Here is a 13,909-nt window from a genome sequence, read left to right on the forward strand (position 1 = left end):
GGGGGCGGCCGTGTCCGCCGGCCGACCGGTCGCGTTGGTCAGGGCATGATCTCCACACGACGCATCTCCTCCGTCCTCGCCGTCGCCGCCGCCTTCTCCTGCCTGGGCGCGTCCGCGGCGAGCGCCGCTCCCGCCGCCGGCCCGCTCGGCCCGCCGGTCAACCCGGTCACGGAGCTCGACTCCCTCGCCGCGACCGGCCTCCCCGAGGAGCAGGCCGCCCAGCTCCCCGGCCTCGCCGAGCAGCTCGGCGGGCTCGACCGGATCCACGACCTCCAGCAGCTCCACCAGCTCACCGACCTGGCCGCGCCGGTCACCGGGGTGCTCCCCGCGGTCTCCGTCTGACCCGTCCCTCCCCACCCCTCCCCGGGCCGGTGACGGCCCGGGGCTCACCAGCCGAAACGCCGGTTCACCAGCGTCGCGAACTCCTCGAAGGACAGCACGCGGTCGCCGTTCATGTCCGCCTCGTCGAACAGGGCCGAGGAATCGTCCTCGGTCCCCACGCCCCAGAAGGGGATCACGCCCCGCGCGGCCAGTGTGGGGCCCTTGGACCGCAGGGCGTCGATGACCTCGCTCCGGGTCAGGGTGCCGTCCCGGTCGAGGTCGAGCGCGTCGAAGAGGGTCCGGGCCTTGTCGCTCATGGGATGTCCTGGCTCCTGGGTCGGTGGCCGCCGGGCGGCGTCGGGTCCTGTGCGGAAGGACGCGGGACGGGCGCGACAGGTTGCCCCGGCCCCCGGAGGGCCGTCGAAAACACGTGGACCGCGGAGACGTTTGCGCGGGAGACTCCCTTTCCTCACCTTCGGCACGACAGCACAGGGTTGGGTATGGGATCACCTGAAACGCGTGAAGGATTACCGTCCAAGGGCTCGGTGCTCCTCGCACTGCGCCACTACGGACGGCAACTGCTCCGTCTGCGGTGGCTGACCGCGCCGGCCATGCTGCTGCCGGCGCTCGGCAACATCGGCATCTTCTACGTGGCGCCGCTCGTCGTCGCCAAGCTCGTCGCACAGGTCGCCGGGGACGGCGCCGGCGCCGGTGACATCGGCGCGCACCTTCCGTACGTCCTCGGGTTCGCCGGCGTGCTGCTCCTCGGCGAGGGGCTGTGGCGCGTCGGACTGCACTGCCTGAACCGCCTCGACGCCCGGGGCATCGAGGACCTGTACGTCGTCGGCATGGACGAACTGTTCGCCAAGGACTCCTCGTTCTTCCACGACAACTTCGCCGGATCGCTGACCAAGCGGGTCCTCAGTTTCGCCTCCCGCTTCGAGGTGTTCGTCGACACGCTGACCTTCTCCGTCATGGGCAACGTCGTCCCGCTGCTCTTCGCCTCGGTGGTGCTCTGGCAGTACGACCCGCTGCTCGTGGTCGGCCTCCTGACGCTGATCGCCTTCACCGGCCTGTGCGTCACCCCGCTGATCCGCCGCCGCCAGGCGCTCGTCGCCCAGCGGGAACAGGCCATCGCCCGGGTCTCGGGACACGTCGCCGACACCCTCATGAACATGGACACGGTCCGGTCGTTCGCCGCCGAGGACCGGGAGGCCGCCGAGCACCGCTCCCGCGTCGCGGAGTCGCGGCGGCTCACCCTGCGGTCCTGGGACTACGGCAATCTGCGCATCGACACGCTGGTCGCGCCGATGTCCGTCCTGACGAACGTCCTGGGACTCCTCCTCGCCGTCGCCCTCGGCGGCGGAGAACACGGCGTGGAGGCCGTCATCGTGGCCTTCACCTACTACTCCAACGCGACCCGGATCATGTTCGAGTTCAACCAGATCTACCGGCGCCTGGAGAGCGCGATGACGGAGGCCGGGCAGTTCACCGAACTGCTCCTCGAACCGCCCACCGTGCTCGACCCGGAGACCCCGGAGCCCCTGGCGCCCCGGGGCACCGGCGTCCGCTTCGAGAAGGTCACCTTCGCCCACGCGGGCGCGAAGCCCCTCTTCGAGGGGCTCGACCTGGACGTGCCCGGCGGGGCGAAGATCGGCTTCGTCGGCAGGTCCGGCGGCGGCAAGACGTCCCTCACCCGGCTGCTGCTGCGGATGACGGACGTCGACGGCGGCCGGATCCTCGTCGGCGGCCAGGACATCGGCGGACTGCGCCAGGCCGACCTGCGGAGCATGATCGCCTACGTGCCGCAGGACCCGGCGATGTTCCACCGGAGCCTGCGGGACAACATCGCCTTCGCCCGGCCGGACGCCACCGAGGCCGAGATCCGGCGCGCGGCCGACGCGGCGCACGTCACGGAGTTCGTCGACGGGCTCCCCGACGGCTTCGACACCATGGTGGGCGAGCGGGGCGTGAAGCTCTCCGGAGGCCAGCGCCAGCGGGTCGCCCTCGCCCGGGCGATCCTGCGCGACGCCCCGATCCTCCTCCTCGACGAGGCCACCAGCGCCCTGGACTCCGAGAGCGAGATCCTCGTCCAGGAGGCGTTGTGGCGCCTCATGGAGGGGCGGACCGCGCTCGTCGTCGCCCACCGGCTGAGCACGGTGGCCGGCATGGACCGGCTCGTCGTCCTCGACCGGGGCCGGATCGTCGAGCAGGGCACGCACCAGGCGCTGCTCGACGCGGACGGCGCCTACGCCAAGCTGTGGCGGCACCAGTCGGGCGGCTTCCTCGACGACACCCGCGAGGAGGCCGACCTGAGTCGATGACGGGCCGCCGGGGCCGGTCCGGGCGGATTCGCCAAGCTTGGCCGGAGCCGGTCCGCGCGGGTCCTCCACGCATGGCCGGGGACCGGCCCGCATGGGTTTTCCACAGGTTGCGGCGGACGGGACCGGGGTGTCGGCGGGGACGGATACGCTTCACGAATGGTCCTCTCCGACGCTTCCCCAGAGATCTCCGAGCCCGCCCGGGTGCTCCACCGTGTCTTCGGCTACAGCTCCTTCCGGGGGGAGCAGCAGGAGATCATCGAGCAGGTCGTCGGCGGCGGCGACGCGCTCGTCCTGATGCCGACCGGCGGCGGCAAGTCGCTCTGCTACCAGATCCCCGCCCTGGTCAGGGACGGCACGGGCATCGTGATCTCGCCCCTCATCGCGCTCATGCAGGACCAGGTGGACGCACTGCGGGCGCTCGGGGTGCGGGCCGGATTCCTGAACTCCACACAGGACCCGTACGAGCGGCAGGCCGTCGAGCAGGCGTTCCTCGCGGACGAGCTGGACCTGCTCTACCTGGCCCCCGAGCGGCTGCGGACCGAGGGCACCCAGCGGCTCCTGGACCGGGGCCGGGTGTCGCTCTTCGCGATCGACGAGGCGCACTGCGTCTCCCAGTGGGGCCACGACTTCCGGCCCGACTACCTCGCCCTGTCCATGCTGCACGAGCGGTGGCCGAAGGTGCCCCGGATCGCGCTGACGGCGACGGCCACCGAGGCCACCCACGCCGAGATCGCGAAGCGGCTGGGCCTGGAGGACGCCCGGCACTTCGTCGCCGGCTTCGACCGGCCGAACATCCAGTACCGCATCGTCCCCAAGAACAACCCGTTCAAGCAGCTCCTGGAGCTGATCAGGACCGAGCACGCCGGGGACGCCGGAGTCGTCTACTGCCTCTCGCGCTCCTCCGTCGAGAAGACCGCCGCGCTCCTGGTGGAGCAGGGCGTCGACGCCGTGCCGTACCACGCCGGCATGGACGCCCGCACGCGCGCCGCGAACCAGGCCCGCTTCCTGCGCGAGGACGGCGTCGTCGTGGTGGCGACGATCGCCTTCGGCATGGGCATCGACAAGCCGGACGTGCGGTTCGTGGCCCACCTCGACCTGCCGAAGTCCGTCGAGGGCTACTACCAGGAGACCGGCCGCGCGGGCCGGGACGGCGAGCCGGCCACGGCGTGGCTGGCGTACGGCCTCCAGGACGTGGTCCAGCAGCGCAAGCTCATCGACGGCTCCGAGGGCGACGAGCAGCACCGCCGGGGCCTCGCCCGGCACCTGGACGCCATGCTGGCGCTCTGCGAGACCGTCGACTGCCGCCGGGTGCGCCTCCTGGAGTACTTCGGGCAGAAGGGCGAGCCCTGCGGCAACTGCGACACCTGTCTGACCCCGGCCGAGTCCTGGGACGGCACGGTCGCCGCGCAGAAGCTGCTGTCCACGGTGTGGCGGCTCGCCAAGGAGCGGCGCCAGAAGTTCGGCGCCGGGCAGATCGTCGACATCCTCCAGGGGAAGAAGACGGCCAAGGTCATCCAGTTCGACCACGACGCCCTCTCGGTGTTCGGCGTCGGCTCCGACCTGAGCACCGCCGAGTGGCGCGGGATCGTCCGCCAGCTCCTCGCGCAGGGCCTGCTCGCGGTCGAGGGGGACTACGGGACGCTCGTCCTCACCGAGCAGAGCGGCGAGGTCCTGGGCGGGCGCCGCACCGTCCAGATGCGCAAGGAGAAGGCGGTCGCCCCGGCCCGGAAGGAGTCCGGGAGCCGCTCCGGCAAGGGCGCCCGCGTGCCGGTCGACCTGCCGGCGGAGGCCGTGCCGGTCTTCGAGGCGCTCCGCGCCTGGCGGGCCGCGACCGCCCGCGAGCAGGGCGTCCCGGCGTACGTCGTCTTCCACGACGCGACGCTGCGGGAGATCGCCACGCTGCTCCCCACCACGGTCGAGGAGCTGGGCACAGTCGGCGGGGTCGGCGAGGCCAAGCTGACCAAGTACGCCGAAGGCGTCCTGGAGACGCTGGCGGAGGCCGGGGGCGGGGCCGGGGCCGCCGCGCCGGCCGAGGGGTCGCGGGAGACGGCCGCGCCCGCACCGGACGGCCCGGCCACGCCCGCCCGTGCGGCCACAGCGTCCGGGTCCGCGCCCGCCGCCCCGTACGACGACGAGCCGCCCTTCGACTTCGACGAGTCCGAACCGCCGTGGGACGAGGAGTAGGGGAGGAAGGGGAGAGGCCCGGGAGAGGAGCGGACGGGGCCGGGTCCTGGCCCGTCCGCACCGGCCTTCCGGCCCCCGTCGGGAGAGGGGTGCCGGTCGCGTCCTCCCCGGTGACCGCCCGCGTTCGTTCCGTTTGCGGAGCGGTGGACATGGCGTTTCAGTGAGAGGGATTCCCCCCCACGCTTCTCTGGAGCAGACATGTCGATGGCGTTCGGTTCCCCTTTCGGTTCCTCCGATCCGTTCAGCGAGATGCTGAACCGGTTCTTCGGCATGTCGCCGGCCTCCTCGCCCCCGGCCGTGCAGCGCGTGCCCATCGGAAGGCTGCTCACGGAGTCCTCGTACGAACTGCTCAACCTGGCCACCCGCAAGGCGGCCGAGGACGGCACGTCCGACCTCGACACGGAGCACCTGCTGTGGGCCGCCACCCAGGTCGACCCCTCCCGCAGGCTGCTCGCCCAGGGCGGGGTGGACCCCGACGCCCTCGCGGCCCGGATCGCCGAGGTGCTGCCCCGGGAGTCCGCCGAGCCCTCCTCGGAGCCCGGCCTCACCCCGGCCGCCAAGCGGACCCTCGCGCTCGCCCACGCCCGCTCGCAGGCCGCCGGCGTCTCGTACATCGGCCCCGAGCACATCCTCGGCGCCCTCCTCGGCGACCCCGACTCCGGCGCCTCCCGCTTCCTGCGCGCGGAGGACCTGGACGTCTCGAAGCTGCGCGGCGCCGCCGACCAGGCGGCCTTCGGCGGCGAGGCCGCCCCCGCCGCCCCGAAGCAGCCGGCCACCACCCTCGACGAGTTCGGCCGGGACCTCACCGAGGAGGCGAAGGCCGGGAAGCTCGACCCCGTGGTCGGACGGGCCGAGGAGATCGAGCAGACCATCGAGATCCTCTCCCGGCGCTCCAAGAACAACCCCGTCCTGATCGGCGAGCCCGGCGTCGGCAAGACCGCCATCGTCGAGGGCCTCGCCCAGCGCATCGTGGCGGGCGAGGTGCCCGACACCCTCAAGGACAAGCGGGTCGTCTCCCTCGACCTCTCCGGGATGGTGGCCGGCGCCCAGTACCGGGGGCAGTTCGAGGAGCGCCTGAAGAAGGTCATCGAGGACGTCCAGGAGGCCCGGGGCGACATCGTCCTCTTCATCGACGAGCTGCACACGGTCGTCGGGGCCGGTGCCACCGGCGAGGGCTCGATGGACGCCGGGAACATGCTCAAGCCGGCCCTCGCCCGGGGCGAGCTGCACGTGGTCGGCGCGACCACCATCGACGAGTACCGCAAGCACATCGAGAAGGACGCCGCCCTCGAACGCCGCTTCCAGCCCGTCCTGATCCCCGAGCCGACCGTCGAGGAGACCGTGCAGATCCTCGAAGGGCTGCGGGACGCCTACGAGGCCCACCACCGGGTCCGTTTCGCCGACGGCGCCCTCGCGGCGGCGGCGGAGCTCTCCGACCGCTACATCAGCGACCGCTTCCTGCCCGACAAGGCCATCGACCTGATGGACCAGGCCGGGGCCCGGGTGCGGCTGCGCAGCGGCGGCCGCTCCACCGAGGTGATCAGCCGCCAGGACGAACTCGCCAAGCTGCGCCGCGAGAAGGACCAGGCCGTCGCGGGCGAGGAGTTCGAGAAGGCCTCCGACCTCAAGCGGCGGATCGCCGAGGTCGAGGGCGAGCTCGCGGGCATCGAGGAGCGCCGCGAGGGCGTCGTCTCCGTCACGGCCGGCGACATCGCGGACATCGTGTCCCGCCGTACTGGCATCCCGGTCTCCCAGCTCACCGCCAGCGAGAAGGAGAAGCTCCTCAAGCTGGAGGAGGAGATGCACGCCAGGATCGTCGGCCAGGACGAGGCGGTCACGGCGGTCTCCGAGGCCGTGCGCCGCAACCGGGCCGGCATGGGCGACCCCAACCGCCCGGTGGGCTCCTTCCTCTTCCTCGGCCCCACCGGGGTCGGCAAGACCGAGCTCGCCAAGACCCTCGCCGACCTGCTGTTCGGCGACGAGGACCGGATGATCCGGTTCGACATGAGCGAGTTCCAGGAGAAGCACACGGTCGCCCGGCTCGTCGGGGCGCCTCCCGGGTACGTCGGCTACGAGGAGGCCGGGCAGCTCACCGAGAAGGTCCGCCGCCAGCCCTACAGCGTGGTCCTGTTCGACGAGATCGAGAAGGGGCACCCGGACGTCTTCAACACCCTGCTCCAGATCCTCGACGACGGGCGCCTCACCGACGGGCAGGGCCGCACGGTCGACTTCCGCCACTGCGTCGTCATCATGACGTCCAACATCGGCGCCCACCGCATCCTCGACCACCAGGGCGACGCGGCCGAGCTGAAGGACCAGCTGATGGAGGACCTGCGGGGACGCTTCCTGCCCGAGTTCCTCAACCGCATCGACGACATCATCGTCTTCCACAGCCTCACCGAGGAGGACCTGTCGACGATCGTCGACCACCTCCTGGACCGCAGCAAGCACCGCGTCCACGCGCAGGGCATGACCCTGGAGGTCACCGAGGCCGCGAAGAAGCTCCTCGTCGCCCACGGCTACCAGCCGGCGTTCGGCGCCCGGCCGCTGCGCCGCACCATCCAGACGGAGCTCGACAACCGGGTCGCCTCCCTGCTGCTCGGCGGCGACGCCGAGCCCGGCGACACGATCGTCGCCGACGTCGTGGACGACTCGATCCACTGCACGGTCCGCAAGGGCGACACCGGGGGCGGCGCGCACCGCGAGGACGCGGAGAGCCCCGCCGAGGCGGCGTAAGGCCCCCTGCCGCTCACGGCTGTACGGGGTCTCCCGGAAGGCGGTCCAGAGCGGCGGCCACGCCGGCGCGGCCCGCGACCTCCCTGAGGGCGCGGGCCGTCGCCGTCTCCGGGTCCCGGGCCACGGTCACCAGACCGACCGGCACCGCCCGCGCGGGCCCGTCCATCGGCACCGCCCGCATCCCGTGCGGCACGCCGAAGACGTGCAGCCAGGCGTGCGGCACGACGCTGGCCCACCGGCCTGTCCTGACGTGCGCGAAGAGCGTCGCCACGGAGTCCGTCTCGACCCGGGGCACCGGCCGCACCCCTGCCTCCGCGAACAGCCCGTCGAGGACCCGGCGCCCCTGCATGGCCCCCGTCAGCAGGCAGAGCGGAAGGCGCGCGGCCTCCGCCCAGGTCGCCGTCGGACGGTCGGCGGGGGCGTCGGCGGCGCCGGTGAGGAGCACGTACCGCTCCTCGTACAGCGGGACCGTCTCGAAGCCCTCCGCGAGCCCCTCGTGCAGGTACGTGATCCCGGCGTCGAGCTCGAAGCTCCGCAGCCGGCGCAGGACGTCCTCCGACTGGAGGTCTGTCGTCACCTCCACGGTCACCAGCGGGTGCGCCCGGCAGAACGGGGCCGTGAGCAGGGCGACGGCCCCCGACGCGGTCGGCACCGCGCCGATCCGCATCCGCCCGCCGAGCCCGGTGCGCAGGGCGCCGACCTCGCTGGTGAGGGCGTCGCGGTCGGCCAGGATCCGCCGCGCCCACACCACGATCCGCTCGCCCTCGGGGGTGAGTCCCTCGTACGTCCGGCCGCGCAGCACCAGCGGGACGTCGAGCTCGTCCTCCAGTTTCCGGATCGCCTCCGACAGCGCGGGCTGGGAGACGTGGCACGCCCGGGCGGCGCGGGCGAAGTGGCGCTCCCGCGAGAGGGCCACCAGGTATTCGAGTTGACGGAACAGCACCCCCCGGGTCTACCCGACCGCCCCCGGGAACGCCAGTCGGCGGCCCGGCCGGAGGGCGGTCAGGCCACCGGCACGGTCTCCAGGCGCTCGTCCCCGCAGTACACGTTCATCGACGTGCCCCGCAGGAACCCGACCAGGGTCAGGCCGCTCTCCGCCGCCAGGTCCACGGCGAGGGAGGACGGCGCGGAGACGGCCGCGAGCATCGGGATCCCCGCCATCACCGCCTTCTGCACCAGCTCGAAGGAGGCCCGGCCGCTCACCATCAGGACCGTCCCGCGCAGCGGCAGCAGCCCCGACCGCAGGGCGTGGCCGACGACCTTGTCCACGGCGTTGTGCCGGCCGACGTCCTCCCGCAGGCAGAGCAGCTCGCCCTCGGCCGAGAAGAGCCCGGCCGCGTGCAGCCCGCCCGTGCTGTCGAAGACCCGCTGGGCCGCCCGCAGCCGGTCCGGAAGGGCCGTGAGCACCTCCGCGCCGATCCGCAGCGGATCCTCCGCGACGGACCAGGCGGCCGTGGTGCGCACCGCGTCCAGACTGGCCTTGCCGCACAGGCCGCACGAGGACGTCGTGTAGAAGTTCCGCTCCAGGGAGGCGTCGGGGGCGGCCACGCCGGGGGCCAGGACGACGTCGACCACGTTGTACGTGTTGCCGCCGTCGGAGGTGGCGCCCGCGCAGTACCGGATCCCCGCCACGTCCCCGGCGGAGTGCACCACGCCCTCGCTGACCAGGAACCCGGCCGCCAAGTCGAAGTCGTCGCCCGGGGTCCGCATGGTCACGGTCAGCGGACGCCCGCCGACCCGGATCTCCATCGGCTCCTCGGCGGCCAGCGTGTCCGGGCGGTAGGAGGCCCCTCCCTCCCGCACGCGCAGGACGCGCCGCCGCGCGGTCACTCGTCCCATGGTTCTTCCTTCCTCCGGCTCGGCCTTCTCGGTGCTCAGGCCCGGGGATCCGTACGCCGGACCCCCGGGTCCACGGTGTCACGCCGGTCGTACGGGGGCATCCGCGGGTTCCAGCCTGATCACGACGCCCTTGGAGGTCGGGCAGTTGCTGACGTCGGCGACGCTGTCCAGCGGCACCAGGACGTTGGTCTCCGGATAGTAGGCCGCGGCGGAACCGCGGCTCGTCGGGTACGCCACCACCCGGAAGCCCTCCGCGCGCCGCTCCCGGCCGTCGTGCCAGACGCCCACCAGGTCCACCCGGGCCCGGTCCTCGATGCCCAGCTCCGCCAGGTCGTCGGGGTTGACCATGACCACCCGGCGGGCGTCGTGGATGCCCCGGTAGCGGTCGTTCGGCGCGTACCAGACGGTGTTCCACTGGTCGTGCGAGCGCAGGGTCTGGAGCAGCAGGTGCCCCTCGGGGACGTGCGGCATCGTGAACGCGTTGCACGTGAAGACGGCCTTGCCGCTCGGGGTGGGGAAGACTCCCTCGTTCACCGGGTTCGGCAGGTGGAAGCCGCCGGGCACGGCCACCCGGGCGTTGAAGTCCTCGAAGCCCGGCACGACCCGCGCGATCCGGTCGCGGACGGCGCCGTAGTCGCGCTCGAACAGCTCCCACGGGACGGCCGGCTCGTCGCCCAGGGTCGCGCGCGCCAGCCGGGCGACGATCGCGACCTCGCTCAGCAGGTGCGGGGAGGCGGGCGGCAGCTTGCCCCGGGAGGCGTGGACGTCGCTCATCGAGTCCTCGACGGTCACGAACTGCTCGACGCCCCCCTGCACGTCCCGGTCGCTGCGGCCGAGCGTGGGCAGGATCAGGGCGGTCTGGCCGCACACGGTGTGGGAGCGGTTCAGCTTGGTGGAGACGTGCGCGGTCAGGCGGCAGCCGCGCATCGCCTCCTCCGTGACCGCGCTGTCCGGGGTGGCCCGGACGAAGTTGCCCGCGACCCCGAGGAAGACCTTCGCGCGCCCCTCGCGCATGGCCCGGATGCCGTCCACCGCGTCCAGGCCGTGGTGCGCGGGCGGCGTGAAGCCGAACTCGCGCCCCAGCGCGTCCAGGAACTCCCGCGGCATCCGTTCCCACACGCCCATCGTGCGGTCGCCCTGGACGTTGCTGTGGCCGCGCACCGGGCACACGCCCGCGCCGGGCCGCCCGATGTTGCCGCGCGCCAGGAGGAAGTTGACCACCTCGCGGATGGTGGGGACGCCGTGCTTGTGCTGGGTGAGGCCCATCGCCCAGCAGACGATGATCCGCTCACTGGCCAGGACCCGTTCGAAGAGCTCCTGGATCTCCTCGCGGGACAGGCCCGTCGCCGTCAGGACGTCGTCCCAGGAGGTCTTCCGCGCGTGCTCGGCGAACTCGGCGAAGCCCGTGGTGCTGTCCCGGACGAAGGCGTGGTCCAGGACGGTTCCCGGGGCGGCGTCCTCGGCCTCCAGGAGCAGCAGGTTCAGGGCCTGGAAGAGCGCCAGGTCGCCGCCCGCCCGGATGTGCAGGAACTGGTCGGCGATCCGCGTGCCCCGGCCGAGGACGCCGCGCGCCTTCTGCGGGTGCTTGAAGCGCAGCAGACCGGCCTCGGGCAGCGTGTTGACCGCCACCACCTGCCCGCCGTTGCGCTTGGTCTCCTCCAGGGCCGACAGCATCCGGGGGTGGTTGGTGCCCGGGTTCTGCCCCACGACGAAGACCAGGTCCGAGTGGTGGATGTCGTCCAGGGAGACGCTGCCCTTGCCGATGCCCAGGGTCTCCGACATCGCGGCCCCGCTGGACTCGTGGCACATGTTGGAGCAGTCCGGCAGGTTGTTGGTGCCGTACGCGCGGGCGAAGAGCTGGAGCAGGAAGGCGGCCTCGTTGTTCAGCCGGCCCGAGACGTAGAACAGCGCCTCGTCGGGGGAGTCGAGCGCCTTCAGCTCCCCGGCGAGCAGACCGAGCGCCTCGTCCCAGCCGATCGGCTCGTAGTGGGTCGCGCCGGGCCGCTTCACCATCGGCTCGGTGAGCCGCCCCTGCTGGTTGAGCCAGTAGTCGGACATGCCGTCGAGCTCGGCGATCGAGTGCTCCCGGAAGAACTCCCGGGTGACGCGCCGCGAGGTGGCCTCGTCGTTGATGTGCTTGGCGCCGTTCTCGCAGTACTCGTTCCGGTGCCGCCGCCCCGGCGCGGGCTCCGGCCAGGCGCAGCCCGGGCAGTCGATGCCCTTCGCCTGGTTGATGGTGAGCAGCGTCAGCGCGGTGCGGCGCGGGGACGTCTGGCCCAGCGAGTACTCCAGCGCGTGCGTCACGGCGGGCAGGCCCGTCGCCCACGTCTTCGGCGGGGTGACCCTGAGGTCGTCGTCTGGGTCCTCGATGCCGCTCATGTTCTGATCCGCCTCGTTTCCTCGCCGTATTCGATGTGCTTCGACGCGTGCCGCAGAGCAGGCTCGGACGTCTCCGGAGAAAAGTCAAAGAGATGTTTTCGATGTCCGTATAGGTGCCGCCTATCGGTCGGTGTTCCTGCTGTTCAGGGGGGTTTTCATGGGGCCTTATAAGCGGCTCCGATCGTGTCATCGGGAAGTCCTCTTTGACTTGTCGGGGAAATCCTCCGAAGGTGATCGAGTCATGAATTCGGTGTCGTCGCGTTCCTTCGATGAAACGCGTTTCGAGAAAGTTCGAGGAAGGAGGCGCGACCGTGCTCCCCGCCGCTCCTCGCGCTGTGATCGCGGACGGAGCCGAGGAAGGGGTCGGAGCGTGCTGAACGACGGACAGACACCGGACGACCGGGCGGCGCCCCGCAACCGCAACCGCGACGCGCCGCGCATCCCCCGGCACGTCGTCGTTCAAGTCGGGCGGGTGCTCTCGCCCCGGGGAGCGCTCGCGCTGCAAGGGGTGGACGGGGCCCCGGCCTTCGCCCTGCGCGCCGCGCTCGCGATGGCGGTGCCCGCCCTGCCGTTGGTGCTCGCCGGGCGGGCCGACTTGGCCGTCTACGCGATGCTGGGCTCCTTCACGACCACCTTCGGCCGCGATCTGCCGTACGCGCGCCGGGCCCGGGTGCTCGCCCTCGTCGCCGTGGCCATGACCGCCTGTGTGGGCTGCGGGACGGCGCTCGCCGCGTGGGCGCGCCCGCCGGACGGGGGAGCGGGCGCCGCCGTGACGGTCGCGGCGACGGCCCTGGTGGCGGGGCTCGCCAAGCTCGCCTGCGACGCGGCCGGGCTGCGCGGTCTCGGCGCGGTGCTGCTGCTGTTCTCCTTCGCCGTGGCGGCCAACAGCGCCTCGGTCCCCTCCGACGTCCTGCCGCACGCGGCCCTGGCCGCGACCGGCGCGGCCGTCGCCTGGGCCCTCGCCGTCGCGGGACGGCTCACGCACCCGGACCGGCCGGGGCGGCTCGCCGTGGCCGCCGCCCTGCGCGAGCTCGCCGACCTGTACGAGCGGGGCGGCCGGACCGCACGGCACCGGGCGACGGCCGCCGTGCTCCAGGCGTACCGGACCCTCGGCGTCCTGCCCCCGCCGGGTGCCGACCGGCGCGGCCGGAACGACACCTGCGTACGCCTCGCCGACCTCTCCTGGTCGCTCCTGGTCGGCTCCGCCCGCCGCCCGCCCGCCGGTCCCCCCGGCCCGGCCCGGGCCCTGCGCCGCCAGGCCGGGCTGCTGGCCGGCCGGGGCCGGCGCACCCCGCCCGTACTGCCCGAGCTCGCGCGGTCGTCCCCGGACCCCGTCCGCCCCGGACCGGTCCCGGCCGAGCTGCGCGCGGCGGAGCTGGTGGCGGGCCCGCCCCGCGCCCGTACCGCCGTCCTGCTCGTCCCCGCCCTGCGGATGGTCCTCGGCACCGGCCTCGCGGGCGGCGCGGCCCTCCTCCTCGGCCTCGGCCACGGCTACTGGGCGGCGGTCTCCGCCGCCGCCGTCCTGCACTCGGTCAACGTGCGCACGGCGGCCCAGCGGGCCGTGCAGCGCACCCTGGGCACGGTCGCCGGGCTGCTGCTCGCGCTCGGCGTCCTCGCCCTGCGCCCGGACCCGGTGGCGCTCGTCCTGGTGATCGTGCTCTTCGAGTTCCTCCTGGAGTACGTCGTCGCCCGGAACTACGGCCTCGGCGTCGTCTTCCTCACCCCGCTGGCGCTGCTGCTCAGCGACCTGGCCGACCCCGGGCCCGCCGGGGCCCTGGTCCAGGACCGGGCCCTGGGCAGCCTCCTCGGGATCGCCGTCGCCCTCGGCTGCGCGCTCCTCGTGGTCCACGACCGGGCCGCCGTACGGGCGGCGCGCGCCCTCGCCGCCTGCGAGGAGGCGGCGGAGCGGGCCGAGCGGGCGCTGGACGGGGGCGCGGTCGAGGCGTACCCGGTCGTCCAGACGCGCCTCGCGGCGGCCGTGGTGGAGCTGCGCGAGGCGGACGACGCGGCGGCGGGCGAGCTCTGGCCGGCCGAGATCGACCCGGTCGAGCTCGCCGCGACGGAGCGGCGCGCCCACCTCCTCCTGGAGCGGCTCGTCGACCCGCGCCGCCCCCCGGCCTAGCGGC

General features: G+C 73.2%; 9 protein-coding genes. 5 read left to right on the plus strand and 4 right to left on the minus strand.

Annotated elements, in window-relative coordinates:
* Positions 1-45 precede the first annotated feature (45 nt).
* Positions 46-342, plus strand: a complete 297-nt coding sequence (locus tag ACIQVI_RS02865) for a hypothetical protein (RefSeq protein WP_351973422.1) — start codon at positions 46-48, stop codon at positions 340-342.
* 44 nt (positions 343-386) lie between these two features.
* On the opposite strand, the gene ACIQVI_RS02870 is transcribed toward ACIQVI_RS02865, so the two are convergent.
* Positions 387-638: an EF-hand domain-containing protein gene (locus ACIQVI_RS02870; RefSeq protein ID WP_351973710.1), complete on the minus strand. Its 252-nt coding sequence runs from the start codon at positions 636-638 to the stop codon at positions 387-389.
* Positions 639-821: 183 nt separating this feature from the next.
* Here ACIQVI_RS02870 and ACIQVI_RS02875 point away from each other — a divergent pair, with 183 nt between their 5' ends.
* The 3 genes from ACIQVI_RS02875 (at position 822) to ACIQVI_RS02885 (ending at position 7,565) form a co-directional block, all read left to right on the plus strand.
* On the plus strand, positions 822-2,645 hold the full coding sequence (locus ACIQVI_RS02875) for an ABC transporter ATP-binding protein (RefSeq protein ID WP_403590203.1): 1,824 nt from the start codon (positions 822-824) through the stop codon (positions 2,643-2,645).
* Between the two features lie 156 nt (positions 2,646-2,801).
* Positions 2,802-4,829, plus strand: a complete 2,028-nt coding sequence (gene recQ / locus ACIQVI_RS02880; protein WP_403590206.1) for a DNA helicase RecQ — start codon at positions 2,802-2,804, stop codon at positions 4,827-4,829.
* Positions 4,830-5,027: 198 nt separating this feature from the next.
* Positions 5,028-7,565 (plus strand): ATP-dependent Clp protease ATP-binding subunit, encoded by a 2,538-nt coding sequence (locus ACIQVI_RS02885; RefSeq protein ID WP_403590209.1) that lies wholly within the window; start codon positions 5,028-5,030, stop codon positions 7,563-7,565.
* 13 nt (positions 7,566-7,578) lie between these two features.
* Here ACIQVI_RS02885 and ACIQVI_RS02890 read toward each other — a convergent pair whose 3' ends face one another.
* The 3 genes from ACIQVI_RS02890 to ACIQVI_RS02900 form a co-directional block, all read right to left on the minus strand.
* Positions 7,579-8,508 carry a LysR family transcriptional regulator gene (locus ACIQVI_RS02890; RefSeq protein WP_403590212.1) on the minus strand — a complete coding sequence of 310 codons (930 nt, stop codon included), beginning with the start codon at positions 8,506-8,508 and terminating at the stop codon, positions 7,579-7,581.
* Positions 8,509-8,567: 59 nt separating this feature from the next.
* Entirely contained in the window at positions 8,568-9,404 is an 837-nt protein-coding gene (fdhD, locus tag ACIQVI_RS02895; protein WP_403590215.1) for a formate dehydrogenase accessory sulfurtransferase FdhD, read from the minus strand.
* Between the two features lie 78 nt (positions 9,405-9,482).
* Positions 9,483-11,783 (minus strand): FdhF/YdeP family oxidoreductase, encoded by a 2,301-nt coding sequence (locus ACIQVI_RS02900; RefSeq protein WP_403590218.1) that lies wholly within the window; start codon positions 11,781-11,783, stop codon positions 9,483-9,485.
* 550 nt (positions 11,784-12,333) lie between these two features.
* On the opposite strand from ACIQVI_RS02900, the gene ACIQVI_RS02905 reads away from it, so the two are divergent.
* Entirely contained in the window at positions 12,334-13,905 is a 1,572-nt protein-coding gene (locus ACIQVI_RS02905) for an FUSC family protein (protein WP_403592224.1), read from the plus strand.
* The last annotated feature ends 4 nt before the right edge of the window (positions 13,906-13,909 follow it).

The organism is Streptomyces sp. NPDC098101 (assembly GCF_044760185.1).
In the GTDB taxonomy this organism is placed as follows: domain Bacteria; phylum Actinomycetota; class Actinomycetes; order Streptomycetales; family Streptomycetaceae; genus Streptomyces.

What these genes read in the sequence shown, in the direction of transcription:
- ACIQVI_RS02870 (WP_351973710.1), bottom strand. Translation starts at nt 638, where the DNA reads ATGAGCGACAAGGCCCGGACCCTCTTCGACGCGCTCGACCTCGACCGG.
- ACIQVI_RS02865 (WP_351973422.1), top strand. Translation starts at nt 46, where the DNA reads ATGATCTCCACACGACGCATCTCCTCCGTCCTCGCCGTCGCCGCCGCC.
- ACIQVI_RS02905 (WP_403592224.1), top strand. Translation starts at nt 12,334, where the DNA reads ATGGCGGTGCCCGCCCTGCCGTTGGTGCTCGCCGGGCGGGCCGACTTG.
- ACIQVI_RS02875 (WP_403590203.1), top strand. Translation starts at nt 822, where the DNA reads ATGGGATCACCTGAAACGCGTGAAGGATTACCGTCCAAGGGCTCGGTG.
- fdhD (WP_403590215.1), bottom strand. Translation starts at nt 9,404, where the DNA reads ATGGGACGAGTGACCGCGCGGCGGCGCGTCCTGCGCGTGCGGGAGGGA.
- ACIQVI_RS02885 (WP_403590209.1), top strand. Translation starts at nt 5,028, where the DNA reads ATGTCGATGGCGTTCGGTTCCCCTTTCGGTTCCTCCGATCCGTTCAGC.
- ACIQVI_RS02900 (WP_403590218.1), bottom strand. Translation starts at nt 11,783, where the DNA reads ATGAGCGGCATCGAGGACCCAGACGACGACCTCAGGGTCACCCCGCCG.
- recQ (WP_403590206.1), top strand. Translation starts at nt 2,802, where the DNA reads ATGGTCCTCTCCGACGCTTCCCCAGAGATCTCCGAGCCCGCCCGGGTG.